36 protein-coding genes are annotated in these 25,115 nt (G+C 43.6%); 32 read left to right on the forward strand and 4 right to left on the reverse strand.

Going from position 1 to position 25,115, the window contains the following annotated elements; genetic code table 11:
* On the forward strand, nucleotides 1-210 hold a 210-nt coding region (locus FGT79_RS29780), incomplete at its 5' end, for a WYL domain-containing protein (protein ID WP_342778551.1).
* Nucleotides 211-510: 300 nt separating this feature from the next.
* Nucleotides 511-819: a YolD-like family protein gene (locus FGT79_RS29785; RefSeq protein WP_138756483.1), complete on the forward strand. Its 309-nt coding sequence runs from the start codon at nucleotides 511-513 to the stop codon at nucleotides 817-819.
* 328 nt (nucleotides 820-1,147) lie between these two features.
* Here the strand turns inward: FGT79_RS29785 and FGT79_RS29790 are convergent, their stop codons facing one another.
* The gene (locus tag FGT79_RS29790; protein ID WP_138756452.1) at nucleotides 1,148-2,347 is read right to left on the reverse strand and encodes a tyrosine-type recombinase/integrase; all 1,200 of its coding nucleotides are present in this window, start codon (nucleotides 2,345-2,347) and stop codon (nucleotides 1,148-1,150) included.
* Between the two features lie 121 nt (nucleotides 2,348-2,468).
* On the opposite strand from FGT79_RS29790, the gene FGT79_RS29795 reads away from it, so the two are divergent.
* On the forward strand, nucleotides 2,469-2,801 hold the full coding sequence (locus FGT79_RS29795) for a hypothetical protein (protein ID WP_171056522.1): 333 nt from the start codon (nucleotides 2,469-2,471) through the stop codon (nucleotides 2,799-2,801).
* A gap of 157 nt (nucleotides 2,802-2,958) precedes the next feature.
* Here FGT79_RS29795 and FGT79_RS29800 read toward each other — a convergent pair whose 3' ends face one another.
* Both FGT79_RS29800 and FGT79_RS31710 read right to left on the reverse strand, forming a co-directional pair.
* Nucleotides 2,959-3,189, reverse strand: coding sequence for a helix-turn-helix domain-containing protein (locus FGT79_RS29800; RefSeq protein WP_138756454.1), 231 nt, complete (start codon nucleotides 3,187-3,189; stop codon nucleotides 2,959-2,961).
* Between the two features lie 190 nt (nucleotides 3,190-3,379).
* On the reverse strand, nucleotides 3,380-4,303 hold the full coding sequence (locus tag FGT79_RS31710) for a hypothetical protein (protein ID WP_212758661.1): 924 nt from the start codon (nucleotides 4,301-4,303) through the stop codon (nucleotides 3,380-3,382).
* A 164-nt stretch (nucleotides 4,304-4,467) separates the two neighbouring features.
* Between FGT79_RS31710 and FGT79_RS29810 the strand changes: the two genes are divergently transcribed.
* From FGT79_RS29810 to FGT79_RS29825, 4 genes are all read left to right on the forward strand, one after another.
* Nucleotides 4,468-4,734: an XRE family transcriptional regulator gene (locus tag FGT79_RS29810; protein WP_138756455.1), complete on the forward strand. Its 267-nt coding sequence runs from the start codon at nucleotides 4,468-4,470 to the stop codon at nucleotides 4,732-4,734.
* A 14-nt stretch (nucleotides 4,735-4,748) separates the two neighbouring features.
* A complete protein-coding gene (locus FGT79_RS29815) occupies nucleotides 4,749-5,069 on the forward strand; it encodes a hypothetical protein (RefSeq protein WP_138756456.1) in 321 nt (106 codons plus the stop codon).
* 207 nt (nucleotides 5,070-5,276) lie between these two features.
* On the forward strand, nucleotides 5,277-5,528 hold the full coding sequence (locus FGT79_RS29820; RefSeq protein WP_138756457.1) for a helix-turn-helix domain-containing protein: 252 nt from the start codon (nucleotides 5,277-5,279) through the stop codon (nucleotides 5,526-5,528).
* Nucleotides 5,529-5,547: 19 nt separating this feature from the next.
* Complete coding sequence (locus tag FGT79_RS29825; protein ID WP_138756458.1) at nucleotides 5,548-5,808, forward strand: hypothetical protein; 261 nt, start codon at nucleotides 5,548-5,550, stop codon at nucleotides 5,806-5,808.
* A 191-nt stretch (nucleotides 5,809-5,999) separates the two neighbouring features.
* On the opposite strand, the gene FGT79_RS32700 is transcribed toward FGT79_RS29825, so the two are convergent.
* On the reverse strand, nucleotides 6,000-6,185 hold the full coding sequence (locus FGT79_RS32700; RefSeq protein ID WP_138756459.1) for a helix-turn-helix domain-containing protein: 186 nt from the start codon (nucleotides 6,183-6,185) through the stop codon (nucleotides 6,000-6,002).
* Nucleotides 6,186-6,381: 196 nt separating this feature from the next.
* Here FGT79_RS32700 and FGT79_RS29835 point away from each other — a divergent pair, with 196 nt between their 5' ends.
* The 25 genes from FGT79_RS29835 to FGT79_RS29955 all read left to right on the forward strand — a co-directional run bounded on the left by FGT79_RS29835 (nucleotide 6,382) and on the right by FGT79_RS29955 (nucleotide 25,087).
* Nucleotides 6,382-6,585 (forward strand): hypothetical protein, encoded by a 204-nt coding sequence (locus FGT79_RS29835; protein WP_138756460.1) that lies wholly within the window; start codon nucleotides 6,382-6,384, stop codon nucleotides 6,583-6,585.
* Nucleotides 6,575-6,955 (forward strand): hypothetical protein, encoded by a 381-nt coding sequence (locus FGT79_RS29840; RefSeq protein WP_138756461.1) that lies wholly within the window; start codon nucleotides 6,575-6,577, stop codon nucleotides 6,953-6,955. The genes FGT79_RS29835 and FGT79_RS29840 overlap by 11 nt, the downstream gene beginning before the upstream one ends.
* A gap of 32 nt (nucleotides 6,956-6,987) precedes the next feature.
* Entirely contained in the window at nucleotides 6,988-7,725 is a 738-nt protein-coding gene (locus FGT79_RS29845; protein ID WP_138756462.1) for a hypothetical protein, read from the forward strand.
* Nucleotides 7,726-7,780: 55 nt separating this feature from the next.
* A complete protein-coding gene (locus tag FGT79_RS29850; protein ID WP_138756463.1) occupies nucleotides 7,781-8,116 on the forward strand; it encodes a hypothetical protein in 336 nt (111 codons plus the stop codon).
* Nucleotides 8,117-8,128: 12 nt separating this feature from the next.
* Nucleotides 8,129-9,709, forward strand: a complete 1,581-nt coding sequence (locus tag FGT79_RS29855) for a PcfJ domain-containing protein (RefSeq protein ID WP_138756464.1) — start codon at nucleotides 8,129-8,131, stop codon at nucleotides 9,707-9,709.
* A complete protein-coding gene (locus tag FGT79_RS29860; protein ID WP_138756465.1) occupies nucleotides 9,706-10,710 on the forward strand; it encodes a DUF3102 domain-containing protein in 1,005 nt (334 codons plus the stop codon). The genes FGT79_RS29855 and FGT79_RS29860 overlap by 4 nt, the downstream gene beginning before the upstream one ends.
* Nucleotides 10,711-10,733: 23 nt before the next feature.
* The gene (locus FGT79_RS31455) at nucleotides 10,734-11,477 is read left to right on the forward strand and encodes a DnaD domain protein (protein ID WP_171056524.1); all 744 of its coding nucleotides are present in this window, start codon (nucleotides 10,734-10,736) and stop codon (nucleotides 11,475-11,477) included.
* Complete coding sequence (locus FGT79_RS29870; RefSeq protein WP_171056525.1) at nucleotides 11,464-11,826, forward strand: replicative helicase loader/inhibitor; 363 nt, start codon at nucleotides 11,464-11,466, stop codon at nucleotides 11,824-11,826. The genes FGT79_RS31455 and FGT79_RS29870 overlap by 14 nt, the downstream gene beginning before the upstream one ends.
* A 4-nt stretch (nucleotides 11,827-11,830) precedes the next feature.
* Nucleotides 11,831-13,183: a replicative DNA helicase gene (gene dnaB, locus FGT79_RS29875; protein WP_138756467.1), complete on the forward strand. Its 1,353-nt coding sequence runs from the start codon at nucleotides 11,831-11,833 to the stop codon at nucleotides 13,181-13,183.
* Nucleotides 13,184-13,187: 4 nt separating this feature from the next.
* On the forward strand, nucleotides 13,188-13,442 hold the full coding sequence (locus FGT79_RS29880) for a hypothetical protein (protein ID WP_138756468.1): 255 nt from the start codon (nucleotides 13,188-13,190) through the stop codon (nucleotides 13,440-13,442).
* A 15-nt stretch (nucleotides 13,443-13,457) separates the two neighbouring features.
* Nucleotides 13,458-13,940, forward strand: a complete 483-nt coding sequence (locus tag FGT79_RS29885; protein WP_138756469.1) for a hypothetical protein — start codon at nucleotides 13,458-13,460, stop codon at nucleotides 13,938-13,940.
* Between the two features lie 44 nt (nucleotides 13,941-13,984).
* Nucleotides 13,985-14,800, forward strand: coding sequence for a DNA adenine methylase (locus FGT79_RS29890; protein ID WP_138756470.1), 816 nt, complete (start codon nucleotides 13,985-13,987; stop codon nucleotides 14,798-14,800).
* A 41-nt stretch (nucleotides 14,801-14,841) separates the two neighbouring features.
* Nucleotides 14,842-15,024, forward strand: coding sequence for a hypothetical protein (locus FGT79_RS29895; RefSeq protein WP_138756471.1), 183 nt, complete (start codon nucleotides 14,842-14,844; stop codon nucleotides 15,022-15,024).
* Nucleotides 15,025-15,069: 45 nt separating this feature from the next.
* On the forward strand, nucleotides 15,070-15,504 hold the full coding sequence (locus FGT79_RS29900) for an ASCH domain-containing protein (protein ID WP_138756472.1): 435 nt from the start codon (nucleotides 15,070-15,072) through the stop codon (nucleotides 15,502-15,504).
* A gap of 29 nt (nucleotides 15,505-15,533) precedes the next feature.
* On the forward strand, nucleotides 15,534-15,728 hold the full coding sequence (locus FGT79_RS29905; RefSeq protein WP_138756473.1) for a hypothetical protein: 195 nt from the start codon (nucleotides 15,534-15,536) through the stop codon (nucleotides 15,726-15,728).
* A gap of 385 nt (nucleotides 15,729-16,113) precedes the next feature.
* Nucleotides 16,114-16,497 carry a hypothetical protein gene (locus tag FGT79_RS29910; RefSeq protein ID WP_246096693.1) on the forward strand — a complete coding sequence of 128 codons (384 nt, stop codon included), beginning with the start codon at nucleotides 16,114-16,116 and terminating at the stop codon, nucleotides 16,495-16,497.
* 571 nt (nucleotides 16,498-17,068) lie between these two features.
* A complete protein-coding gene (locus tag FGT79_RS29915; RefSeq protein WP_138756474.1) occupies nucleotides 17,069-17,629 on the forward strand; it encodes a tyrosine-type recombinase/integrase in 561 nt (186 codons plus the stop codon).
* A gap of 256 nt (nucleotides 17,630-17,885) precedes the next feature.
* Nucleotides 17,886-18,635, forward strand: coding sequence for a phage terminase small subunit (terS, locus tag FGT79_RS29920; protein WP_138756475.1), 750 nt, complete (start codon nucleotides 17,886-17,888; stop codon nucleotides 18,633-18,635).
* Complete coding sequence (locus FGT79_RS29925; RefSeq protein WP_138756476.1) at nucleotides 18,598-20,022, forward strand: DEAD/DEAH box helicase family protein; 1,425 nt, start codon at nucleotides 18,598-18,600, stop codon at nucleotides 20,020-20,022. The genes terS and FGT79_RS29925 overlap by 38 nt, the downstream gene beginning before the upstream one ends.
* Before the next feature lie 16 nt (nucleotides 20,023-20,038).
* Nucleotides 20,039-21,376: a phage portal protein gene (locus FGT79_RS29930; RefSeq protein WP_138756477.1), complete on the forward strand. Its 1,338-nt coding sequence runs from the start codon at nucleotides 20,039-20,041 to the stop codon at nucleotides 21,374-21,376.
* A gap of 46 nt (nucleotides 21,377-21,422) precedes the next feature.
* Complete coding sequence (locus FGT79_RS29935) at nucleotides 21,423-22,460, forward strand: 3-oxoacyl-ACP reductase (RefSeq protein WP_138756478.1); 1,038 nt, start codon at nucleotides 21,423-21,425, stop codon at nucleotides 22,458-22,460.
* A 1-nt stretch (nucleotide 22,461) separates the two neighbouring features.
* Nucleotides 22,462-23,463, forward strand: coding sequence for a hypothetical protein (locus FGT79_RS29940; protein ID WP_138756479.1), 1,002 nt, complete (start codon nucleotides 22,462-22,464; stop codon nucleotides 23,461-23,463).
* 67 nt (nucleotides 23,464-23,530) lie between these two features.
* The gene (locus FGT79_RS29945; protein ID WP_138756480.1) at nucleotides 23,531-23,947 is read left to right on the forward strand and encodes a hypothetical protein; all 417 of its coding nucleotides are present in this window, start codon (nucleotides 23,531-23,533) and stop codon (nucleotides 23,945-23,947) included.
* A complete protein-coding gene (locus FGT79_RS29950; protein ID WP_138756481.1) occupies nucleotides 23,944-24,510 on the forward strand; it encodes a hypothetical protein in 567 nt (188 codons plus the stop codon). Before FGT79_RS29945 ends, FGT79_RS29950 begins: the two co-directional genes overlap by 4 nt.
* Nucleotides 24,511-24,520: 10 nt before the next feature.
* On the forward strand, nucleotides 24,521-25,087 hold the full coding sequence (locus tag FGT79_RS29955) for a hypothetical protein (protein WP_138756482.1): 567 nt from the start codon (nucleotides 24,521-24,523) through the stop codon (nucleotides 25,085-25,087).
* The last annotated feature ends 28 nt before the right edge of the window (nucleotides 25,088-25,115 follow it).

The following is a 25,115-nucleotide window of genomic DNA, read 5'->3' on the forward strand; positions in this document are numbered from 1 at the left end:
ATTGGAGTGAGGGGCATGATTGAAAAATTTATAGGACTGACAGTACAGATCATTTACAACGACCGCAACCGCAATGTCTCCATTCGTACAATTCAAGTCAGGGCCGTACGTGACGGTCGCGTGAAGGCATACTGCCATACTGCCAATGCCCCTCGCATATTTAATATTGATAATATTATTGATGTGGATTTGGTAAAGCAGCATGCTTGATGATGTGACCCGGAAAATTTTAACAGTGATGTGGAATATAAATCGAGATGAACTGTCAACTATTGATGTTGGCTACATTAGTCATCGATCTCAGCGGACAGAGCAGCAAGTAAAGGCTGCTATAAACGAGTTGGTTAAAGAGGGATTCGTCTTATGGGATCGGCAGACTAATATGTTCAAGGTGCTTTACAGCAGAGAAGATCTCAAACTTAAGCCAATAACTTGGCGAGGGTGGGATTTATGAAGACGGTAAATAGATTAGACCCACAAAGCAACAAGATGTGGTCAAGCAGTCGCATGATGTTGCCAGAGCATGTTGTAGCGATAAACAAATACAATGAAGAATTGAGGGATTTGGATATGGCTAAAGCGAAGGGACCTAAACGACCGACGAGAGATGAGTTCGAGCTGGAGGAACTAGGGGAACGTTTGGTGGAAGCACAACAAGAGGATTTAGAAATTAGTCTGATTGTTTGGAACTGGGATCAGCGTGTAACGGGAAAGATAACGAAAATGGATTCTCGAACCAAAATGGTGCATGTATATGACAATGGGGAAGAAGTTAAGGTGCCTTTTCTTGATATAATGAAAGTAGTTAGCAGTGATTGATAGCTAACTGTAAAGAGTGGAATTGCAGAGGAGTCTGTTACTTTTTCTTATAAAGCAGAAGGTAACGGTGAAAGTAACAAAAAAATCGTTCAAGGCTGAACGAAAGTGGTTAGAATCTGCGAAAACAAGAACGGCGAAATGAGATAATCCCTATATAAATATAGTAAATGAACAATCTCGAATGCAAGCGAATGTCGTCCTGAATAACTTGAAAAATGGGCGGCATGATGTAAGTTTTCTTGAAAAAGCCCGTAACATCAAGGGTTACGGGCGATTTCTTGGACTTATATTTCAATAAAATAACGGAAAAATAACATTTCCCGCAAGATTAAATATCAAGAATGCTTTCGAAGCTGGCACTCAGCTTTTCGGAAGCATTCTTTTTCATTTTTTTGGTGACATGCGTATAGACTTGCATTGTTGTTTTCATATCGTCATGACCTACCCTCAGCATAATTGTATTAATATCAACGTCTGCTTCCGTTAGCATGCTGACATGAGTATGGCGAAATATGTGCGGCGTAGCCCTTTTGACGATGTTTGTCTTTTTGAGAAGCCGATCCATCCGGTTCAGTACACTTTTCTGAATGAACGGGTATCCATTCGGTCGGCAGAAAATAAAATTTTCATCGTGATAATCTTCACCTATTTTCCCGAATAACTCTTTGTGTTTAAGATTCCGATCTTGCAGCAGTTTCAACAGATGCATTACTTTTGCATCTATCTCGATGGTACGAATTGATGCCTTTGTCTTAGGTGGTGTTAATTTGTATTCCGTCATGTTGTTATCTGGATTGTAAAGCGTTTTCGTTATTCTAAGCTCATTTGTTTCGAAATTTAGGTCTGTCCACTTTAAAGCGCATAACTCGCCAGATCGAATACCACTGAATGCAAGTAAATAAAATCTCTCTAAGTCTAGTTCTTTGCCATGAATCCGAACAGCTTCTAAAAATTGATTCAATTCCTCGCGCTCTAGGTATTCTTCTTCTATACCTTTGCTCTCAATGTCTTCTATCGTTTCGGCCCTGACGGGTATCTTAGCCCCAACTGCTGGATTGCTTCTCATAAGCTTCTCTGACGCAGCATATCGGAATATCATGCCAGCAGTGACGTGTACGCCTTCTATAGTTGTACGTGCGTAATCCTGCTTATCGAGGTCGTCTAGGATTTCTTGGTAGGCCTTTGAAGTTATACGTTCGCCTTTGGCCGCAGCGAGATAGCGTTTCAATATTTTTATTTCTTTCTCGCGTACTCTAATGGTACTTTCCTTCGCCCTACCTCTTGAGTAATGCTTCAACCAATCATCGGCCATAGTCGTGAATGTAACGTTCTTGATTTTCTTGTCCTCTGCAGATGTATCTGATAGCTTGTCTACGGCTTCCTCAACGCGTCTCCTGGCTTCCTTCTGGGTGTCAGCTCGTCGAGCGATCTGTCTACGCTTACCTGTGAGTAGATCGGGAGGTCCATCAATAACACACACCCATTTAAATCCTTGTTTGTTCGTAGCGTCAACTTTGTAAAAATGCATGTTCATCATCCTTTCTCGAATGTCGGTGAGGTAATGACCTACTTCCACATATTGTTCGATGACGAATCGTCTATCTTATGCTTACAATGAAGCTGACAATAAATAGAATAGGGGGATGATTGTGTTAGGAGTTAAGATAAAAAACAGAAAGGGAGACAATAGCGATTTTGTTTCGTTTACCCGTGATGATATTAACTACATTAAAAGGTATCGCCCCCATAAAAACGCTGAATCCTTTCCTGTTTACTACACAAGTAAAGGGGCGTTAGCTCCGATCCTCACTCTAAAAGATATTTCTCTCGCTTTTATTCAGCACGGCTTTAACTATGCAGACAAATCAACAATTGTTAATTGGGATAGGGTAAAGTACGAAACAAAAAAACATACAGGCACCATTTTGACTTTTATTGACGGAACAACTGTAGAGATTTCTAAAAGAAGCGTTTTGGGATAATTGTCACAAATATTTAATGCATTTCAACCCCCCTATGTTTTTAAATCGAATCGACATTATGCGACATTTATCGCCGCCATTCTCATTTATAATACAACTATAGACCTTACATCTAAGAACTTAGAAGTATTGTCCGGGTCGGGAGAGAATTTCTCTCCTACTCGCTATCGTCAATCGCAATCTCAATCCAGTCGTAGAGATCATCCATCGGGACGCCCAAAGCCATAGCAACGGTTTTCATTGTATTGGCACTCATTTTCTTTTCTCCGCGAACGTAATCAGACATATTGCTTTGACTGATTCCTGTTTCTTTGCAGAGCCATTTTTGGGCTTTCCTCTGTTCGCGTAACAATTGACGCAGCAAGCAACGACCCGGTATATACCGCATCGTGTTGCTCCCTTTATAGTTATAGTATTACAAGTGTTGTATAAGAACATACGTTCGTATACAATAGATAAATAAGAACAGCAGGGTGGTGCGAAATGTGGGAACCAGAACAGATATACCACATGCAACAAAGTCAAATCTGGAAGAAGATTTATTCAAACAGTTTAGCGATCAATTCAACTCATTTCCGTCACTCTTCATCAGCGAAGAAGATTTTCGCCGCTCGCTTGAGTTGTTTTTGGACTTTAGGGTCAGATAAGTCAATGTGCAAATCGTTTTCAAGTTCTTCAAAAAAAATAAACTTGGCGTGCTCTAGTGTATTTTCGTCATGTATGTCACCGTGCGTTAATCTATATCTCGACCAGTTATCATTCGGTTCCTTATCTTCTTTGTCATTAAGAATGTCTGGATACGGAGAGGTATGAAAAATAGGTTCTCCTTGTTCGTCTACAAATTCTCTGAAATCGATACTTTGGTCTGCAAAACGAATCCTTGTCGAATCAGGATAGAATTTGTTTTTTAGTTTTGCAATTATCTCAGCGGCGTACTCAGGATAAGAATCCAGTCTATTTATAGAGATGTAAAATTCATATTCCACAGCTATTGTTGAAAGCATGATGTTTATTCTTCGATGGAGCTCCTTATCAAATGCCTTGCCTGATCGGTGATTTTGTAGGTACTCAATAAGAAATGTAATGGTCGTAAATATTTCCTTGTATTTTTGAGCCTCTTGTAGAGCAATTATTAATGTATCTTTAACGATTTCATCTGGATAATCATCCATTTTTGAGATGTCTATATCCTTCCCAGCGATTTCATACAATGTTTTTCTAAATACTTCTTTATACTTTTGAGCCTCCGATAAAGTGGACTTCACTTCATCAGGGGCTTTTTCAATGTGTCCAGCCAATAGAAGGGCATCAATATCTCCGCCAGTAATTTCAGCTAGTGCTCTATTGAGTGCATCTGACGCAGGTGGATTTTTTCCATTTTGAAGTCTGCTTAAATATTGTTTACTCGCAGACAGTCCTCTCTTTTCAAGTTCTAAAGAAATATCGTCTAGGGTGAAATTAGAACGTTGTATGAAATTCTTTAAAAGTTCTGCATAATTCAATGCTTTCATCCTCCTTCAACAATCTATTATCTCATTATTGACATAATAATATCAATTCATAGCAGTTGATATTTTTATGTTTTATTTAGTTGACATTATTATATTCAGTTGATATTATTATGTTACAAAGTAAACATTTTAATATCAACAAAGGTGGTGAACAGATGAAATACTCTGAGTTACTGAAAAACTCAATAAAAAAAGAAAAGTTAACACTTAATGAGATTTCGGAGCAGCTCGAGAACCTTGGCCGGAAAACTAACAAGATATACATCAGCAAGCTTCAAAATGGTAAATTACCTCCGGCTAGCGACAATCTGAACGATGTTTTAGCAAAAATTCTCAATATTGATCCAATTGAATTAATGACTGCTGCCTATCGTGAAAAGATTCCACCAGATGTTCTGAAGCGACTTGTTCAAACTGCATAGAAAGGAGCGACATTATGAATCCAGTCTTTCAGGTAAACCTCGATACATCCTCGATCACCGAAGTCATTCAAGCTGCTGTAGCTCAGGAATTTGCTAAGCAATCATTCATTAATAAGTTGCCAACTTTCCTGAGACGCAGTGATCTTAAAGAACTTCTTGGTGTGGGTGATACGAAAGTAACTGAAATTTTTAACCGTCAGGACTTTCCTGTATGCCGAGAGTTAGGCCATCCTTTCGTTTTATCGGAGCTTTTTATCCAATGGGTCAAGGATCATACGGATTGGGTAGAAGAGAATGCTTCTGAGTCTCTAATAAGAAAAAGCGGCGTAGCTTGAAAGGAACAATTATATATCAACCGCAATCAAGCTACATTCTTTAGCTTAAAAAAATAGCCGGCACTAAGTTGTGCCGGACAGGTTGAGGGGAACGTTGGCAATTAGTAGTAACAACGGTATAGCTGTATTATAAAACGAATTATCCGGTGTGAGATTCCAATTAGGAATATATTCCCAATTGGAATATTGAAAGGAGGGACGAGAGAAATGACCGCCGGTACGATCTTGAGACATTGTAGAGAAAAGGCTGGGATCAGCCAAGTAAAGTTAGCTAGGCTACTGAATCGAACGCAATCAAGCATAAGCAAGCTAGAGAAAGATCAAAACCCAGTTGATACAGACACCTTCAGAGATTGGACAAGAATCACTAATCAAATGGAAGCAGGTATCGCATTTTTGTATGGAGTTGACCCTGCATCGGTAATTCAAACGATACTACAGGTATCGGGCGCAGCTTAATTAAAGGAGGGTTTTACATATGTCGAGAGAGCAATTAGTTGCGGATGCACGCGCAGCTGGACGAGCTGCGAGGCACAATCTGAGGTTTATTCGAAGCAATCCAGATAAGGTGGATTCAAGCAAGATGCCAGATATGGAAGCATATCTGAAGATGTTGATTAAATTCGAGATAGTAGAAATGAAAAATGCCCGTCGGCTAGGACGGACACAGTTGAGAACCCGTCTAAAGGAACTCGTTCTGTCTATTATAGCACAGGATCGTGTGCAAGCCAATGAATAAACCGTTAAAGGTCTTAGCGATGTACCAATGTGCGAATGACGATTGCTCAGGGCAATATGCCATCGATCCCGAAATGACAGAGGAGCCGCGCTGCCCGTACTGCTGCGGACCATACTTTTCACACATCAAGGATATTCATATATAAATGCCCTGAGTCGTATCAAGGCAGAACCCTCCGAGCCATTTTTATTTTAGGATCTACCTAGCAGATAGTCACCTGAAACATCAAGTGCATCGGCAAGGCGTACTAAGTTTTTGTGTCTAGGTTCGAATGTGCCAGCTAACCACCGTTTCACCGTGGAGGGTGAAACCTTAGCAACCATTGATAGTGCGACAGTGTCAAGATTTCGTTCTTCCATTGCGGAGTTGAGACGCATGGGAAAAGTATCAAAATAAAAGAAAAAGAAGACGCATCACTCCTTATCGGGCTCGGAGGGTTCTGCCTTGATACGACGATATACAAATTTTACCGCAATAAGAAGTAACGATAAAGGACATTTTGCCTTTATCGTCAAGCGCTCTGATTGTTCAGAGCCTTGACGATGCGGGGCAAGCATCGGGGAGGAGTTGCAGATGATCATTTTAAAAGACGACAAGGTTAAGCTAGCTTGCGGTGCAACAGGAGTTGTAACTGATTTGTTCGGCAAAGCAAGGCTTCACATGTGGTTTAAAAACGATCTGGATGGAAAATCCGAACCGATGCCAGCATCAGATGTTGTGGAGATTGTGCAGCGTGGCCCAATTAAGTGGGGGAGGAGGAAAGACAATGAAAATTAGTGTTAATTCATTGGCTGGCGGCGCGGTTGCCGAGCAGATTGAAAGAGAGCTGAGGCGCATTGCCGATAACGTACTCGATCCTAACACTAGCGCAACGGCAGCACGCAAGCTGACGATCAGCATCACGATTAAGCCGGACAAGGATAGGCAGTCAGCTGCTGTGGACACTCAGGTTAATGCATCGCTTGCAGGCAGAGAAGGAGTACCTTCAAGGTTTGTTTTTGATTACGACCCTGATGGCAACGGCGTTGTGGCTGAGCTTATCACACATGATCGCAATCAGATGATGTTTACCAACTCTGGCACGGTTGTGGATGGTGCTGGAGAGCAGCCGGACAAGAAAGTCGTTAATATGTCGCCATACAGATAATAAAGCCAAATTAAACGGAGGTTTATCAAACCATGATTAAAGAAGCAATCGATAAAATATTGAGCCTTTCCAAGCATATGGCACCTATCCAGACGGCTGTAATCGCTGGAAAGACTTACACCAGCGCGGAACTATCGCGCATATCTGAATCAACTATCGGCAATATCGATGTTCATAACCTTAGCGGCATTGTTGAATATCTGCAATCAGACTTCGATAAACAGCTGCCTGTAATCATTCATGTTATTTCACCAACGGAGGTCCATGTACTTACAGGGCTTAACAGTGACATGAACCGTAGCACTCTGATTAAAGCCACGGCATTGCTACCTCGCATCAAGTTTAATGATTACTACGATCTCGAATCGTTCAATATTCTACTTCAGAGCTGCTTTGTTCCAGCAGGAGATGATGGGATGCCAAATGATAGAGAATTAGTGCTGAAGCTTGTAGGTAATGTAAAGGACGAGCAGGTTGTTGCATTTGGAGATGACGGAGTAAGCCAATCGGTAACCGCTAAAACAGGAATTGCAACGGTTGAGCCAGTTGTAGTACCGAATCCGGTGCATCTCAAGCCGTTCCGCACTTTCGTAGAGGTTGAGCAGCCGTTATCATCATTCGTTTTGAGGATGCAAAAAGGCCCTTCTGCAGCACTTTTTGAAGCTGATGGAGGCGTATGGAAAGTCGTTGCGATTTCCGCGATCAAGGCGTATTTTACTGGATTGCTTGGAGAGCGCATCGAATCTGGCGAGGTTGTCATTGTAGGTTAATGAGTCATTTAAAACACTGTCAGGGGCTTCGGCCCCTGAAATAGGAGGATGGACAATGCTTCAGCAGGCTTTGCAGAAAATTAGTGCCGAGATCGGCAGCGCTGATAAGAAAAATAAGTATGTGCCGGTTATCGGCGGATTTTTAATTAATCATGTTCGCGAGAATCCGGAACACGCTCGGCTTATAACGGCTGATGGCAAGAGCATTGCAGGCAGCTTAACCGCTATGCAAGCAGAAGCCAAGAAGCATGCTGTTAACGGATGCGGAGTTTTGACGGATGAGGAAGGATTTAACATTGTGCTGAGATATTTCGGTGTAACAATTCCTGACTTGCCTATCGCAGCGCTTGCGCCAGTCAATTTCGAAGTTTCGCTTGATGAACTTCTGTAAGGAGGATGTCAGATGACGCTTGTTAATCAGAAAAAAGAAGAGCAGGAATGGAAAACGTTTCTTGCACATTTTCCTCCGGATATAAGCCAAAAGGTGAGAGACTATGTCCGCGATGTGATTTTTAAGAAAAGCCGATACTTATTCACGACTCGGGAAGGCAAGCTCCTGTATGGTTATTGCACTCGTTGCGAACAAAAATACCGTGTTACCGGACTGAAGCAGAATGAAAAGGTAGATTGTAGGCAATGTGGCTCTACCTGCATTGTCAAAAAGAGTGGTTTGGGTAGAAGTTCCCTTCGCGATCGTGCCCATATTGTTTTTTATGAAAAATCCGTCATTGACCCACAGGCTATGGTTGCCAGAAGTATGTATGTGGTGCGCGATTACAGGGGCGATTACACGAAGGTAGAAACATTGTATTCGCCATCAGCAATGTACCTCTTCAAGATGGGCGAGACGGTTATGTACCAACCGCATTGGGGATCGAACGAATGGAGAAAGTGCGATTCTGTTAGATCAGAATATTCATATTCCTACACAGGTGGATATAAGTCCACTTGCCCAAAGGAATGGATTGTAGAAGCTGCGGCTGGAACGCCGTTCCAATACAGTACTTGGGAGAACTACCACGAAGCGGACAATGTTAAGATGTTTGACTTGTTCAGCAGGTACCCTTGCATTGAATATCTTACAAAACTACAAATGAAATATTTTGTTTCTGCCAAGCTCCAAGGAAATAAAACATATGGAGCGATTAACTGGAACGGTAAGTCAATAGATAAGGTTTTGAAGCTCGATAAACAAAGGGCAAAGGAATTCGTAGCTAACATCAAAAGCATTAATCACCCGATAACCTTGAAGTTGTTTCAGCTTTCTAGTAAAGAACAAGCAGGGTATCAGCTCCAAGAGCTCAATAACCTTGCTAACAAACTGGGAAGTTGTTGGTCCTTATTTCAAAAGATGCTGAAGCATGCGACGCTGCGCCGATCAGTTAACTATGTTATGAAACAGATTGCAGTTGAAAAGAAGGCAAAACGCAGTCCCGCCGCTGCATATTCGGTTTTAGCTACTTTCAGAGATTATCTTGCCGAATGCGATAAATTGGGCTTGAACTTGCAGGATGACGTAGTGCTATTTCCAAGCGATTTGCATAAGGCGCATCTTAAAACAATCGAACAAGTGAAGTATAAAGAGAGCGAAGAGTTAAACAAACTCATCGAGCTCAGCCTAAAACGGAGAGCGAAGTATTCATTTGAACAAGATGGACTGTTCATAAGAGCGGCCGTTGATACAAAGGAACTTATAAACGAAGGAAATCAACTTAGGCATTGTGTTGGATCATATGCCGATCGGTATGCAAAAGGGAAATGTGACATTCTGGTTATTCGGTACGCTTCAGAGCCAGAGAAACCATTTTTCACAATGGAAGTTATTGATGGAAAAATAGTTCAATGTAGAGGGAAAAGCAATTGTAGTATGAGCAAGGAAGTTCAGCATTTTGTTGACAGCTTCACTGCAGTAAGGCTTAAACCTAAGATGAAAAACAAAAAAACGTCCGTGGATAAAACGGAACGTCAGGAGGTTGCAGTATGAGTAAAGCAGTTCCAGTGCAAGAGCAGGCTATCGTGCCTGCAACTGGTAGTAACGTGATTGTACGAAATGTAGAGGTAATTGCGGCTGAGATCAGAAGCATCGATGACCAGGCTCGTAAAGTCGTACTTCAATCGGCAATAGATATTGGTCAACGTCTTCATGAGGCGAAAGAGTTGGTCGCTCATGGAGAATGGGGAGCATGGCTGAAGGATAACGTTAATTACAGCCAATCAACAGCTGGGAACTTCATGAAAATTGCTGTTGAGTACAAAGGCTCACCGTCTCTTGCTTCATTAACTTATAGCCAAGCAGTAACGTTGCTAAGTGTGCCTGCTGAAGAACGTCAAGCGTTTGTCGAAGATAATAAGGCTGCTGAGATGTCTACTCGCGAGCTCAAAGCAGCGATTGAAGAGAAAAAGGTACTTGAAGAGAAGCTTAATCAGCAACAAGCAAAATTTGATGACTGGGCTCAAAAGCAGAAAGATCAGCGAGAGGCACTACACGGTCAATATGAAGCTGAAGCTAATCTGCGTAAGATTCAGGAGGATAAGGTGCGTGAACTGGAGCAGGAAGTCGAGAAAGCCCAGAAGGCTGGAGACGCTGCTGAAACTAAGAAGTTGAAAGCAGAATTGCGGAAAGCGGAAAAGGCGACCAGTGAATCAGCTAAAAAGCTTGCTGATCTTGAAGCAGAGCTAAAGCAGAAGGAAGTTGATCTGAACAAGACAATGGAAGAACGTCTTGCAGTGCAACGTCAGGAGCTCCAGCAGCAGGCAGTTGAAAAGGAAAAAGGATTGAATGAACAGCTTACTAAGCTGACTCAGCAGCTTGAAAGAAGTAATAACGAAGCGTTCCTTAAAGCGAAGCTTCAGTTGCAACAGATTATCTCGCAAGGTGATGTATTAGTCAAAGCGATCTCAGAGGTTAAAGAGCCAGAAGAGCAGGCTAAACTTAAATCGGCTGCTGGAACAGTGATCGATCAGCTTCGAGAGTTCTTTAAATAATAAGGTAGTAAGAGGGTGGGGATTTGAACCAGGTTGCAGAAATGAACGCCTTCATCGATTGGCTCGAAACAAACCCGTTGGAACCAACCACACAAACTTTGTGGTTTCACCTTATGGCGATTGCAAATAAGAGTGGTTATCCAGAGTGGTTTACAGTAGCCAATCCCCTGTTACAGGCAAAAGTAGGCGTGACGGAAAACACCCTTAGCAAACATCGTAACTATCTCGTCCAAAGAGGACGGATTGAATACAAGTCCATGGGTAAGCAAAAAGCGGGGAAATATCGTCTTATCTCACATTTTGCCGCAAATATTGAGGTAAAGCATGAGGTAAAAGGTGAGGTAAAGCATGAGGTAAAGTATGCGGTAAAAGGTGATGCGTTATTAAAAGATCTTTCTTCTACTACTTCATCATCTACTTCTGGCGAATACGAATCATATTATGCAGCTCACATTCGAGTATTCGGATTCGAGTGCAATCCATTTCAATCAGGTAACTTAGGCAAATACATCGACGAAGACGGAATGGACGAAACCGTTGTTATACGAGCAATCGAGCGAGCGGGGTTATCTTCAACCGGTTATAAATTCGGACTTATTACGAAAATTCTTAACGATTATTTCAATTCCAAGGTTAAGACGCTTCAGCAGGCTGTTGCACTTGATGCGGCATTTGAAAATCGCAAGGCCGGATCAGTTCCACAGAGTAAAGCAAGTACGAATGATTACGCAGAGATTGCGAGGGAACTGGAACATGCTGAAAAGTGAGGTCGCTAAGCTTTTCGAAAAGATTGTATTTTACTATCCGATTTTCGGAGGGGATCGCGAGCAGGCGCGGGCAAAAATCGATGCATGGCATGAATCGTTGGAAACCATACCTCTTTCACAAGCAGTTGAGAATCTCAAACGATATGCTGCCGATTCTGAGAATAAATATCCTCCGCATCCTGGGGCGTTAACCAAACCTTTGGATATGAGAACTGATGCAGACAGGTATCATGAACACATGCATAATTCGGGCATTCAGACGGTGGAACAATGGGATCTGATGCGGAAAAAGGCAGTTCCTCCGACAGAAGAGCAACGTCGAAAGGTGCGTGAATCGCTTGGAAGATAGAGAAATGCCACACAGTATCGAAGCTGAGCAGGCTGTAATCGGCGCGGTGTTACTGAGCCAGCGGCTCGATGGGACAGATCGGCTACAACCCAACCACTTTTACAACGGCCATCACTCAACGATATATCACAACATGCAATTACTCGCTGAGGATGGGAAGCCAGTTGACCTAGTAGCATTGACGGCAAAATTGCAGGATGAGAAAGAACTAGACAAAATAGGCGGTGTCTCTTATCTGTCTAGGTTGTGCAATTCTGTTCCAACAGCTACTAATGTGAATTATTATGCAGAGGTTGTACACGATCGCTACATGCATCGCATGACTATTCGAACATTACAACAGCAGCTTAAAAATGCTTGGGAGTCTGACAGTGCAATTGCATCGATCGTGGACATGCAAGCAGCTGCGACTGATCTTGCTGATCAGTCCATTAAAACCAAGGACTTCAAATCAGCTAAAGAAGTGGCGTTCAATGTGTTTGAAAATGTTGAAAATCGATTCGCTAATTTTGGAGATGATGTTACAGGTATCCCGTCTGGCTATTACGATCTGGATAAAATGACCAGCGGATGGCAGGACAGCGACTTAATCATTGTTGCAGCTCGACCGTCTGTAGGTAAAACTGCATTCGCTTTGAATCTTGCTCAAGCTGCTGGGATACGATCAAGGAAAAATATTGCACTCATCAGCTTAGAAATGTCTGCAGAACAACTTGTACAACGTATGATGAGCAGCGAGCAGAACATTGATGCAACTAAGCTGCGAACAGGATATATGAACGGCGAAGATTGGGAGAAATTGACCTTGGCCGTTAGCAGTATTTCCGATTCAAAGATTTTCATCGATGACAGTCCAGCACTGACAGCAAGAGAAATTGCAGGAAAATGCAGGCGTCTGCATAAGAGTGAAGGGCTTGATATGATACTCATCGATTACCTACAGCTCATAACAGGCCGTGGGAAATCCGGTGAAAATCGTCAACAGGAAGTTTCCGATATTACACGAACATTGAAGCAGCTCGCTCGAGAATTGAATATACCGGTCATTGCATTATCTCAGTTAAGTAGGGGAGTAGAGCAGCGACAGGATAAACGACCAATGATGTCGGATCTTCGAGAATCAGGCGCAATCGAGCAGGACGCAGATATTGTTGCATTTCTCTACCGCGATGATTACTACGATAAGGAATCGGAGAAGAAAAACATTATCGAGATTATCATTGCCAAACAGCGTAATGGTCCTATCGGTACAGTCGAGCTTGCTTTCTTGAAGCAATATAACAAATTCATTGGTCTTAACCGCGATCATCATCAATCGGATGGTAAGCAGATTCCTGATATGCATCGGGGAGCGTGAGTAAATGCGGTTTGCTGTTGAAACCTTGGAATTTCAGTTAGATTACACGGTCGATCAGATTGAACTATATGAAAACCTAGCAGCTAAGTGCGCTAAGAACCTTGTATGGGGAGTAAATATTGATCATTACGGGCCGTTGCTTCAGCACCGCATTTCATATATTCAATATTTGAAAGACCGTCGTGAACGATTGCGCAATGAGATTAAGAGCTTAGTAGATGGTCATACAACATATAGAATATCAAACCAACCAAGGTGAAGGAGTGTGTAAAAAGTGATTAAAGGAAGAAACGTACAATTTACAAGCGTTGAACATTCAACTAATTTCCAAAAGCTGAAAGAAAAATATCCACAAGTTGAGAATGCAAGTGATTATCGTTCCGCAGCTTACATTGTAGCGCTACCAGATGTATTTAATCTTGTCGGCGACATAAACCAACTAGAATGGCTATTTTCGTGGTGTTACGAGTTTAAAACGGTAACGGTGGAAGAAAGTGACGATTGGGATTATTCAAGGAATGGCACTTACTACCGTCGTGATTTCAAAGAGTTGGACGAACAGGGCAATATGGTCGTTGGAGGATCACGATTTGCGGGACTATCTGGAGGGGGAAGGCGCCTAACTCTAGCTGCGATGAATTTATTTAACGGGGCAAAGGGATTCGACTTAGAGGATGGTCTATGTTCATGGGATGATCGTTTGTTCGAAGTGTTCCTTAATGCTTGTCTCTTAAGAAAAGGCGGGAGAATTGGCTGATACAACATATTGAATATAGAAATACATGGGGAGGAGAATTCACATTGGGTGTACCAAGAATATTAAATTACCCAGGGGCTAAATGGAGTATGACAGACTGGATTATCAGTTATATGACAGAGCATACAACTTATCTCGAACCTTACTTCGGATCCGGTGCGGTGTTGTTCCGCAAAAGTCCAGTTCCGTTGGAAACAGTTAATGATATTGATGGAGATGTTGTTAACCTGTTCAAAGTTGTTCGGGATCAGCCAGAAGAACTGGCGCATAAAATCAAGTGGACACCGTACTCAAGGGAAGAATATTACGATTCATATGAACAAGTAGAAGATGAATTGGAACGTGCAAGACGATTTTTAGTAAGGTGTTGGCAGGCTATCGGTTCAAAAACCAGTGACCGGACCGGATGGAAGAGTAACATACAGTACGACAAAGCACCAAATAAATCGTGTCCTATGCAATGGCAGGACCTACCGAATGAAATTACTGCAGTGTCTTCCAGACTTAGGGATGTACAAATTGAAAGCCAGCCAGCTCTTAAAGTTATCGAACGATATCGTCATCCAGGAGTATTGATTTATGCGGATCCACCTTATGTATTATCGACACGATCCAAGCGCATGTATCGTCACGAAATGAATGAGGATGACCACGCGGAGCTGCTTGAAGCATTAGACGCTCATTCCGGACCAGTAATATTATCTGGATACACACATCCGCTGTATGATAATCGGTTGAAGCACTGGCACCGGGAAGAAAGAGCAGCAACGGCAGACAGAGGAAAACCAAGAATAGAAGTGTTGTGGATCAATCCAGTGGCAGCGGCTGCCATTGAAGAACGGCAAATGACGCTGTTTTGATGAACATTCGCTGAATATCGAAGAACATGAGGAGGGATAAAATGTTTCGAAATGAAGAGATAAAAACAATAAATGTGATCGTGAAGTGTGATGGTTGCGGATCTGAAAAAAAGATAGGTGAGAATCTTGGTTGGGATGCGCGAATGAATGCTTGTCTAGCACATGGCTATACGTTCAAGGTAGAAGGTGGAGCGTTTAAAAACTACTGCGGTTTGTGCAAATAGGGACGAACACCGACTGAATATTGAGTGACTTGAGGAGGGGATCGAATGAAGGCAATCACAATAATACAGCCATGGGCAACACTTATCGCCATTGGTGCTAAAAAATACGAAACACGCAGTTGGCCTACAAAGCATCGCGGAGAGCTCGCTATTCATGCAGGTAAGAAGATTGACTTTAACGCTTGCCGTGAACCAGAGATTCGAGCAGCACTGGAAGAGTGGGGATTTACAGAATTCAACCTGCCTACCGGCGCGGTTGTAGCAACAGCACAATTAGAGAATTGTCTGAAATCCGTAGATACCTGGACAGATGGCTATGAGCTAGAAGGCAAACGTCTTGTATACTCGCCAGAGTATGAATTCGGAGATTTCACTCCAGGCCGGTATGCATGGGAAATGTCTGATGTTAAGCAGTTAAAAGAGCCTATCAAGGCGAAGGGCCAGCAGGGGTTGTGGAACTGGAATGATATACAAGTCTAAATGTTCAATAACACGGGAGGTTTAAGAGAATGAATAAAAATCAAGTCGAAAACTTGAAACATGCGATGAGGAATCAAAACCGTTTTTATACAGATGCAAACGATAAGGATTGGAACGATTTAGTAGAGAAGGGTTACGCCACTAAACAGGCAGGGTGGGACGACCGATCAGCTTACTTTATCCCAACCAGCAAAGGTAAAGCGGCATTAAAAACGTCAGGTTAATACTCGATAACGAAGAAGTGAAGAGGTGCTGCGATGGTTAATGACGAAGCCCTTCAAATGATTGAAAATGCATTGAAGCATTGTATGCGACCAAGTAAAAGCATCGAGAACATGGCTTTGTATGTATGTCCGAAATCCAAGATTTCTGACATAAAGCATATTCGAACTAGATACGGTCAACTTCGTGTGGTACCAGGTATTTATATTCCTTTAGGACTATCGTATATATTAGAAGATCCAACTGGAATGAAAGGGCGAATGTATTCGTGGGTAAGCAGATACGCAGATATAAAGAAATAAAAAAATCACCGGCGTCTGTTGGGGAACGGGACCGATGATTTGCAACTTCTCATCCTTATTATAGCATTTTGAGAGGATGAGGGGAATGCTGGCAATGGCAACACGATACGAGCAATTATATTTTTTGGATAAAGCCTCAAAAAAAGAAATCATAGAAGCTGGCCGCTTGCTCAACAAATATAAAAAGATAGAAAAAATTGTGGAGGACTTCAAAGTCCATCCTCCAGTAACGGATTTACAAAAGGGAATTTATTCGAATGCCACTATGACAAAATCAAAGCTCGAAAGAGCTGTCAGCTCTATTGTTGACCTTAACGTTCGACAACTGATAGACTATCGATTCATAAAAGGAAACAAGCGAGCGGCAACTATTCAGAGGTACTCCGGCTGGGACTATTGCGACAAGACATATGATCGCAAAATTACAGAAGGCATTGAATCGGTAGCCGAATCCCTGCGTTACCTTTAAAAATGTCCAAAACATGTCTTATCAACGTCCAATCAGTGTCCACTATATGTCCGTATACGAGAGGTACAGTTAGATCATCAAATAGAGCGGAAACGCTCAGGTGATCCTACTGTACCTTTATCAATTGTAGGACTCGGCCATGCGGTGGGTAGTTTATACCTTAGACGTTTAGCGTCAAGCGTGTGGTGGTGAGGTGGGGTTAAATGCCCTTTACAAGGTGACTATGGTCCCTTGTTCAACTGGCCGGATTATTCCGGTCAATCGAATAGCGGATCATGAGCTGTCCATATCGGACAGCTTTTTTAATAGGAGGGGTGACGATGAGCAGGAGACGTTCACCGCCACCCATAATTCAGCCCGTTAAATGCCGTGGCTGCATATGGGGGCGCTGGCAGGAAACGGTTCAATTTTGTTCGAGAGCGAGGTGTCCATTAGATGTACAAAGTGATAGAGCGATTCGCAAAATATCTAGCTCCTCATGTTTCGCCACTACTACCAAGAAATCGTAGAGAACGTAGGCACGGAAGGCGATAATCCCAAGCGTTTGGGAATATAAAGTGAGGTGGTGATTATGAAGAGTGTTCAGCCCATAACGGATGATCGTATTGTTGAGGGACTGAAACATTACTTTAGAGTGCGAAGCATGAGGGATTATTTGTTTTTTTCTATAGGCATCTACAGCGGATTGCGCGTATCAGATTTGTGCAAGTTGCGTGTTGTAGATGTACGAGGAACACATGTAGGCCTTACAGAACAGAAGAACAAGAATACCAAGCGGTTTATCATCCATCCAAGCATTCGGAACGAACTGGACATTTACATTTCGAGTAAGTCAGATAGTGATTATCTTTTTGCCAGCAGACAACGGAAGAAGATAAGCCAGATTAAAAACCAACCAATTGATCGAACAACTGCTTATCGTTTTCTTAATGTAGCAGCAGCTCATTTTGGTATTAAGGAAATAGGCTGTCACACACTTCGTAAGACGTGGGGATACAGGTTGTATAAGCAGGATGAACGCAATCTAGCGTTACTAATGGAAGCGTATGGACACTCAGACATGAGGGTGACTCTACGCTATATTGGCATCACTCAGAACATGTTGGACAGGGCAATTATGATGATGAAGTGAAACATAATTAAGGTCTATGTCGCACTCGCTTTATTACTAGTACGTGCATTAATGAAGGAACAGAAAAAAACGCACACTCATTAAGCGCAACAGAATTCCTTTATGTTTCACTCGGAAACCAAATTTTAGGAGAAAAGAGGTGTTTAACGTGTAGCGGAAACGACGAATTACGCTCGGCGTTTTTCATCATTTAAGGCGCGATGAAGCAAAAATAGGAAAACCACTCAATTCATTTGGAGGTGGGGTTGGTGAAGTAATGGCGAGAGATCAAAGTCCAGATCAAAAACGAGCATTCAAATTGTGGTTTGATAGCGGGAAAACGATGAAGCCTGCAGCAATTGCACACGAATTGGGAATCAGCGCAGCGCTTGTTCGTAAATGGAAAAGTTATTACAAGTGGGAAGAAATCAAACCCAAAGGTCGCGGTGCTCCTAAAGGTAATAAGAATGCAACAGGGAACAAAGGCGGCGGGCCCATCGGAAATGATAAAGCCGTAAAGCATGGGTTATTCCGTAAATTCCTCCCACAAGACGAGGAAACGTTACAGATATACGATATGACTGCCGATCTATCTCCTCTCGATATTTTATGGGAGGGTATACGAATCAAGTGGACGAATTTTATTCGTTCTCAATCTATTCAACACGTCAAAGACCGGAAAGATGTTACAAAGGTCCTGACCAAGAAGAAACCAGGTATGTTCGGCACTGAACAAGAATGGGAATACCAACAACCTTGGGACAAGCAAGCTGTTGCTCTATCATCTCAATCGGCAGCACTGAACGTTATTGCGCGTTTGATTAAACAATACGAAGAAGCGCTCCGCGCTATGCCAGTGGACGAAGTTCAAGAAGAGCACAAGCTTCGCGTCCAAAAGTTGAAGCTTGAAGTTGAGAAGCTAGCGAATAAAGATGATGGAGATAATGACTCCGATTTAATTAATGATTGGGTTGAGGCGGTGACTGGAGATGAAGGCACAGGACAAGAAAAGGCTGCAGGCGTTTAAAAAGCGCATTCCGCAATACCGCCTTGATCCAGTCCTTTATTGCAAGGAGATGCTGAGCTTCACACCAGATGTATGGCAGGCTGCTGTATTGATGGACATAGCATCCGATCCGCGTGTTTCCGTTCGCTCAGGACAAGGAGTGGGCAAGACAGGCTTGGAAGCTGTTGTTGCTTTGTGGTTTCTGACATGCTTTCCATTCCCTAAGGTGATTTGTACAGCTCCTACACGCCAGCAGCTTCATGATGTGTTATGGGCTGAGATAAGTAAGTGGCAATCAAAGAGCCCGATACTCAACATCATATTAAAGTGGACAAAGACAAAGGTGTACATGCGGAACTATGAGGAACGATGGTTTGCGACAGCCCGCACAGCGACGAAGCCGGAGAACATGCAGGGCTTTCACGAAGATTACATGCTGTTCATCGTAGACGAAGCATCTGGCGTTGAAGATAAGATAATGGAAGCAATTCTCGGTACGCTGTCAGGAGAGTTTAACAAGCTGCTCATGTGCGGTAACCCTACACGGACAAGCGGAACTTTCTTTGATTCTCACAATAAGGATCGGGTAGACTACCGAACGCACAAGGTATCTTGCTTAGACAGTCCACGAACAAGTAAAGAGAACATCGCAATGCTGAAACGCAAGTACGGCGATGGTAGTGATGTTTGGCGTGTGCGTGTTGAAGGGGAGTTTCCTCGCGGTGAGTCAGATACATTCATTGCGCTGGAAGCAGCGATATTCGCGAAAGATGAAGTGAAAGGAACACCGAACGGAGATACGCTCTATGTGGGCTGTGACGTTGCAAGGTTTGGTGATGATGAGACAGCCATATATGCTCGAATAGGTATGGCTACTGTCGGCTCACACTTCCATTATAAAGAAGGAACAATGGTAACAGCCGGTTGGAACCTGAACTTAATCAAGCAGTTAAGAGAGCGTTACCCGCAAATATCGCGTGTACAAATAAGAATTGATGATGATGGAGTGGGTGGTGGCGTTACGGACCGTCTTAATGAGGTCAATACTGAAATGGATCTCGGATATGAGATCATACCCGTTCACAATGGATCATCAAGCGATGACGAGTACTACGGTAACAAAGGTTCTGAAACGTGGGGCCATGTGAAAGAGCTGCTAGAGGAAAACATGAGTAATTTCATGTTGGGCAAACCTAGCGAGTTCCAGTTACCGGATGATGATAAGTTGGTAACCCAACTGACTACTCGAAAGTGGAGCATGGGGAGCAACGGTAAGATATATCTTGAGCGTAAAAAGGACATGAAAAAGCGTGGGCTCCAGTCTCCGGACAGAGCTGACGCTTTTGTTTTGGCCTTTGCAGATATTCAAACGGATTCGGGATATACATTCGGTACAGTAGATTACTAGAGGAGGTGAAGACAAATTGGGTGTAAGACAGTGGGTATTATCTTGGCTCGAAGCAGGCCGCACAAAAAACGAACCCGATCGAAATACGGATGTATATCCTTATCACTATGCAGGCAAAGGGAACAAACAATCAACGCCGAAGCGAACGCCAGCTAACTTGCGAACGCTTAGCGAGTCACCAATACCGCGCCGAGCTATTAACGTAATTAAGTCAGGCATTACGAAACTCAACTGGTCGGTAGCGGCCATTGACGAGAAAGATGCCGAGAAGTACGCAGAGCTCTGCAAGATCATAGAGAATACGTTGCTCAGACCGAATCCAGCAGATACCTTCCGTTCATGGCTGGAGCAGACTGTTGAGGATATGCTCGTATGCAGTGCTGGCGCTACAGAGATTTTGAAGGCTGGAAACATGCTACGACCATTCCGAATGTATCCGGTAGACGCATTCAGTGTTGAGTTGTATCCCGAATGGGACGGCAAGCCCGATTCCTATCGTTATGCGCAACGTGCTAACGGCAGATATGTACACCTAACCTCTGGCGAGATGATGTATGTCCGGATGAATCCGCGAACAAATACACCATTCGGACTTGCGCCGCTGGAGACAGTGTGGGAATCGGTGAACAACTTCATCGATACGCATCGTGCAGCTGGCAAACAAACGAAGAACCCGTTTCTAAGAAAGCTGTTGAATCTTGGAAAGAGTACTGATTCAAAGGCTGTAGCTGCATTCCAAGCGTATTGGAAAAATGAAGTAGTTGGTCAAGGGCAGGTACCGATTGTAGGCGGATTCGAAGGAACATCCGTTATGGACCTTGGCGCAACTGACGACAAGGCTTTATACATCGAGTGGCAGCGCTTCTTGATTGAAATCATCGCCATCGCCTTTGACATATCGCCTAAGAAGCTAGGGCAGACAAAGGACGTTAACCGCAGCACAGCGGACAGCGAGGATGAGGATACTGAATCAACGGTGCAATCGATCGCGGAGAACATCGTCGAGCATATCAATAATCACATTATCGACGGTATATTCAAGATGGGCGGCAAGATTGAGTTCAAATTCCACTACGCAACCAGCTTGAAGGACCAGAAGCTAAGGGCAGATATTGATGCAATCTATTTAGATCGCATGACCATTACTCCCGATGAGACTCGTGACGGGTTAGCCAAGAAGGCGCTGCCTAATCAACATGGAGAGATTTTGCTTCAAGCGAACAATAAGAACGTTATTGACATTAACAAAACGAGGGATGAAATCCATGAAGAAGCGGCAGCGAAGGCAAAGACAAATTCGCAAGACCCTCCTGAGCCTGATGACGATAACCGCAATAATGATGACGCCACTTAAAGGGTAGGCGTTTTTATTTTGCCCTTGGAGGAGGTGAGTATAAAGAATGTTGGCCACATTGAAGTTCAGCAAGGCGAGTATGCGGGTTCAAGATTTCAAAATGTCAGATGCAGGGACCCACCCAAACAAGGCGCCTTTCAAATGTGCGTTGTTTAAAGTGGACGAACCTTCAGATGGTTCGCCAGGCGGCGCAGGCGGGAAGAAGATCCGCATATCTTCGCAGGTGTGCGACAAGAATCTACAAACATTTGTAGGCATGGCACTGAATATCGATTACGCAAACGGTATGGCTGATCACGATCCACGATTTAAAGTGGCAGTCATCGAAAAGGCGTACCGATCATTGGATGGGTACGCTTGGGTTGACGGCTATATCTATGCTAAGGACTTCCCCGATGTTGTAGCGACGATCCGCTACTATAACGGACTCGCCGCCGAACAAAACTGGAGCGAATATCAATTTGGGGCTTCACTCGAAATGGAAGCATCTGTTCAAGATGCGGAAGAAGGCGTATTGGAAGTCATTGAGTTTTGCGGTACCGGCGCAGCGATTTTGTTTGCTGAAGCCGCTGCATATAAAACAACTAGCTTTGCAGCTAAAAACCAAACGAAGGAGGATGTCGATATGACACCCGAACAAGTAAAAGCAATGCAAGATGCTCTAGCTGCTGTTACAGCAAGCATGACAACTCTTACAGCAAGTGTGCAAACCATCGTAACTGATGTAGGAGCACTCAAAACGGATGTAGAGTCTGTGAAATCAGCAAGCGTAACTGCTGCAGCAAAACCACCTGAGGAAACACAATCAGCTGATCTCAAGGCAGCACAGGACAAGTTGACTATCTTGGAGCAGGAAATCGCTACTCTAAAGGCTGGCAGCTCTAAACCGGACGAGCCTGCTCGTAAAACGATCTCAGCTTCTCAGTTGTTGTCCAAGCATGGAGGCGGTAATTTCGCGGCTGGTGAAGAACCGGATATTCAAATGTTTTGCGCTGCCGTAGATAAACTTAATCTATCAGCTTCCGATTCTATCAAATTAAAAATGCAAGCTAGAGCAGAGCTCGGCGCAAAGGAGAGTGTATAGAATGAGCGGAGCAGTTGGAATCACACAATCCATTGATGTTAGTGCAGCAGTCCAGTTCCAAGGACCGGGCGCACTAATCATTGATGACTACCAGAAAGAAATTACCGATATCCTCAAAAGGAACTCGGTGTTGGATGCACGGATGAATTATGTTCCTGCAACAGGTGACATCTCGCAGTACTTTGAACAAAACACTCTTAACGGCGGAGCGTCAGTTGATCCAAGAAGCCCATCAGCTACAGCTACAAGCAATCCTCGTACGCCGCATGGGTTGAAAATCAAAGCAATGACGAACCAAATCAACTTCGGTCATTACGACATTCTGCTCGGCAGGCAGCAAGCCCACTTTGCTGAACTGAAAGCAAAAGATCTTAATGACATGTTGAATGCGATTGCCCTTCACCATGGTAAGATGCTTTGGAGAGGCACGGATACGAATCTAGTGACGCCTACAACGCTTCAATATGTGGGCTTGGCTAAACAAATCACGAATACTTTCGTCGTAGGGATCGGCGCTTCGATTGTCGCTGCTATCCGAGCGAAAGTTGCAGCCATGATGGCAAGTGAGTTGTATGACTCCAGAGTATCGGCAATCTATATTAATCCGATTGCTCATCATTATTTGGAAGAAGAAGAGCGTCTATCCGAAAACAACCAAACGCAAATTAATAACTTGAAGAAAACAATGGTTGCCGGAATGGAAGTGCTGGGCATTATGACTGCAGCTGGTCTCCTACCTATCATCCCTGAACCATTCATGCCTGCAACAGTTAATGCCACGCGTCCAGCCAACACGGACTACGGCATAGCTATTGTGACGGAATCCATGATTGAATACCACTATGTAGGCGAGAAAGGCATCTACCTATTTGAACTTGGAACGACAGGTAACCTACAAGAGCAATATGTAGGTATTAAATACGGAGCGCCCGTTGCTAAAGGACCTAGCTATGCTCATGCTTACGGCACAGTAGAACGTCCGACAATTATTTCCATCGGTTAATCAATAATTTGAAACGCCTAGGCGGTCAAATGACCGTCTATTACGCGTTTAGAGAGGAAGTGTACAAATGTCTACTACCAAGCTGAAAAAGCTTACAATGGCAATTGAGAGCGCTAGAGTATTCATTTCAAACGTGGTGATTGGAGATCAACCCACAAATTACCCACAAGAGGCTGTTGATATCTTTCTTACCGCTGTAGAAGAAGCGGAAAAGGTAGCAAGTATCGAAGGCTCCGAAGGCCAAGACCTCGATGCTGCCATCGTTTTATTACAGCGTGCTGAAGAAATACTTCGAGCTGCTGAGAATCCGGTACCAGATGATGAAGTATTAACAAAGGTAGTCCAACTGATTGGAACGGATAGTGAGCGCAAAGGCGCACATTCCATTCATTTCGGCAAAGTGATTATCAATTTTAAGGACGGGCAGGCTGAGTTGTCGAAGGAACTAGCCGACGAGCTTATTGATGCTGGATACGCCGAATGAGTCAGTATCTGACAACTGAAGATACTGATTATGTATCGGATGGCATTCAGCTTACAATCCCGTTGATTATCCGCGCATCCGCGCTTATTGACGGTTATTGCAAGCGAGAAATCGGGGTTAAAGCATATACAGAGCGCATTCCGCTCACCTATGAGCAACGCGGGCATTTAAGCTATGCCCCTATCGTCGATGTGTTGGAGGCAAGCGGACGCGTAATGACGGGACTGATGGGTAACTTTTTCGGAGCACCTGGATTTGAACCAATCGTCGATTTAAGCGTTATTGATATCGACAAACGTCTTGGCACGCTATGGTGCGGATCATCTCCGTTTGGATCTGCTTACGCAGAACTGGAGATAGGCTACACGAGCGGTTGGGCAGAAATTCCTGATAAGGTTAAGGTAGCCTGTGGTCTGCTCATCAATCAACTAGCTAGTAACCCGAACTCTAATGTTAAATCGAAGAAAGATTTTGATTTCAGCATTGAGTATTTTGGTAACAGCATGTTCACACCGGAGATTGCGGACCTACTATCCGAATACAAGCTTCTATCTTTTAGGTAGGTGATCAGGTATGTTCAATAACTTCTCTCATCGTCACACGCCGTGCACAATCAACGGAGAAGCGGAGAAGGTAATCTTATCTCGTGAAACGAAAGCAACGACTGTAATGGGCAAGGAGTACGTCTACAATGGTCTCTTTGCTCCATCGTCAGTGGTGGAGCTCGGAGACCTTGTGCAGACAGACGTTAGCTTTATGGTATTAACGATGAGGCAAACAGTAGAGCGGGACAAATACTGCTCGCTGCTTAAGACAAATACAACAGTTGATATCCAGAGGTATGGTCGCGAGTTCGACGCGAATTATAACCCGATCGGCAAGCCGAAGTTTTTAACCGTCCAAGCTGAGGTTGTCTGCTTCGCACAATATGTGACTGGAGCATTGAGGCAGGACGAGCCAGGCTTGCTCGAAACAACCAAGTATGTACTTGTCTTACAAACGAGTGCGAATATAGAGCGGCCGCAAGACAATACGCCAGACAGGATACTGCTAGACGGCAGGCCGTATCAAGTCGATGTAGTGGACGGCATGAAATACCCGAACCTCCTACACATACAGCTCTCGGAGGATACGCGATGACATTCGGAATCAAGGGCTATAATCATGC

It is taken from the genome of Paenibacillus sinopodophylli (assembly GCF_005930355.1).
Taxonomy (GTDB): Bacteria; Bacillota; Bacilli; order Paenibacillales; family Paenibacillaceae; genus Pristimantibacillus; species Pristimantibacillus sinopodophylli.

What these genes read in the sequence shown, in the direction of transcription:
- FGT79_RS29785 (WP_138756483.1), top strand. Translation starts at nt 511, where the DNA reads ATGTTGCCAGAGCATGTTGTAGCGATAAACAAATACAATGAAGAATTG.
- FGT79_RS29790 (WP_138756452.1), bottom strand. Translation starts at nt 2,347, where the DNA reads ATGCATTTTTACAAAGTTGACGCTACGAACAAACAAGGATTTAAATGG.
- FGT79_RS29800 (WP_138756454.1), bottom strand. Translation starts at nt 3,189, where the DNA reads ATGCGGTATATACCGGGTCGTTGCTTGCTGCGTCAATTGTTACGCGAA.
- FGT79_RS29810 (WP_138756455.1), top strand. Translation starts at nt 4,468, where the DNA reads ATGAAATACTCTGAGTTACTGAAAAACTCAATAAAAAAAGAAAAGTTA.
- FGT79_RS29815 (WP_138756456.1), top strand. Translation starts at nt 4,749, where the DNA reads ATGAATCCAGTCTTTCAGGTAAACCTCGATACATCCTCGATCACCGAA.
- FGT79_RS29820 (WP_138756457.1), top strand. Translation starts at nt 5,277, where the DNA reads ATGACCGCCGGTACGATCTTGAGACATTGTAGAGAAAAGGCTGGGATC.
- FGT79_RS29825 (WP_138756458.1), top strand. Translation starts at nt 5,548, where the DNA reads ATGTCGAGAGAGCAATTAGTTGCGGATGCACGCGCAGCTGGACGAGCT.
- FGT79_RS32700 (WP_138756459.1), bottom strand. Translation starts at nt 6,185, where the DNA reads ATGCGTCTCAACTCCGCAATGGAAGAACGAAATCTTGACACTGTCGCA.
- FGT79_RS29835 (WP_138756460.1), top strand. Translation starts at nt 6,382, where the DNA reads ATGATCATTTTAAAAGACGACAAGGTTAAGCTAGCTTGCGGTGCAACA.
- FGT79_RS29840 (WP_138756461.1), top strand. Translation starts at nt 6,575, where the DNA reads ATGAAAATTAGTGTTAATTCATTGGCTGGCGGCGCGGTTGCCGAGCAG.
- FGT79_RS29845 (WP_138756462.1), top strand. Translation starts at nt 6,988, where the DNA reads ATGATTAAAGAAGCAATCGATAAAATATTGAGCCTTTCCAAGCATATG.
- FGT79_RS29850 (WP_138756463.1), top strand. Translation starts at nt 7,781, where the DNA reads ATGCTTCAGCAGGCTTTGCAGAAAATTAGTGCCGAGATCGGCAGCGCT.
- FGT79_RS29855 (WP_138756464.1), top strand. Translation starts at nt 8,129, where the DNA reads ATGACGCTTGTTAATCAGAAAAAAGAAGAGCAGGAATGGAAAACGTTT.
- FGT79_RS29860 (WP_138756465.1), top strand. Translation starts at nt 9,706, where the DNA reads ATGAGTAAAGCAGTTCCAGTGCAAGAGCAGGCTATCGTGCCTGCAACT.
- FGT79_RS29870 (WP_171056525.1), top strand. Translation starts at nt 11,464, where the DNA reads ATGCTGAAAAGTGAGGTCGCTAAGCTTTTCGAAAAGATTGTATTTTAC.
- dnaB (WP_138756467.1), top strand. Translation starts at nt 11,831, where the DNA reads ATGCCACACAGTATCGAAGCTGAGCAGGCTGTAATCGGCGCGGTGTTA.
- FGT79_RS29880 (WP_138756468.1), top strand. Translation starts at nt 13,188, where the DNA reads ATGCGGTTTGCTGTTGAAACCTTGGAATTTCAGTTAGATTACACGGTC.
- FGT79_RS29895 (WP_138756471.1), top strand. Translation starts at nt 14,842, where the DNA reads ATGTTTCGAAATGAAGAGATAAAAACAATAAATGTGATCGTGAAGTGT.
- FGT79_RS29900 (WP_138756472.1), top strand. Translation starts at nt 15,070, where the DNA reads ATGAAGGCAATCACAATAATACAGCCATGGGCAACACTTATCGCCATT.
- FGT79_RS29905 (WP_138756473.1), top strand. Translation starts at nt 15,534, where the DNA reads ATGAATAAAAATCAAGTCGAAAACTTGAAACATGCGATGAGGAATCAA.
- FGT79_RS29910 (WP_246096693.1), top strand. Translation starts at nt 16,114, where the DNA reads ATGCTGGCAATGGCAACACGATACGAGCAATTATATTTTTTGGATAAA.
- FGT79_RS29915 (WP_138756474.1), top strand. Translation starts at nt 17,069, where the DNA reads ATGAAGAGTGTTCAGCCCATAACGGATGATCGTATTGTTGAGGGACTG.
- terS (WP_138756475.1), top strand. Translation starts at nt 17,886, where the DNA reads ATGGCGAGAGATCAAAGTCCAGATCAAAAACGAGCATTCAAATTGTGG.
- FGT79_RS29925 (WP_138756476.1), top strand. Translation starts at nt 18,598, where the DNA reads ATGAAGGCACAGGACAAGAAAAGGCTGCAGGCGTTTAAAAAGCGCATT.
- FGT79_RS29935 (WP_138756478.1), top strand. Translation starts at nt 21,423, where the DNA reads ATGTTGGCCACATTGAAGTTCAGCAAGGCGAGTATGCGGGTTCAAGAT.
- FGT79_RS29940 (WP_138756479.1), top strand. Translation starts at nt 22,462, where the DNA reads ATGAGCGGAGCAGTTGGAATCACACAATCCATTGATGTTAGTGCAGCA.
- FGT79_RS29945 (WP_138756480.1), top strand. Translation starts at nt 23,531, where the DNA reads ATGTCTACTACCAAGCTGAAAAAGCTTACAATGGCAATTGAGAGCGCT.
- FGT79_RS29950 (WP_138756481.1), top strand. Translation starts at nt 23,944, where the DNA reads ATGAGTCAGTATCTGACAACTGAAGATACTGATTATGTATCGGATGGC.
- FGT79_RS29955 (WP_138756482.1), top strand. Translation starts at nt 24,521, where the DNA reads ATGTTCAATAACTTCTCTCATCGTCACACGCCGTGCACAATCAACGGA.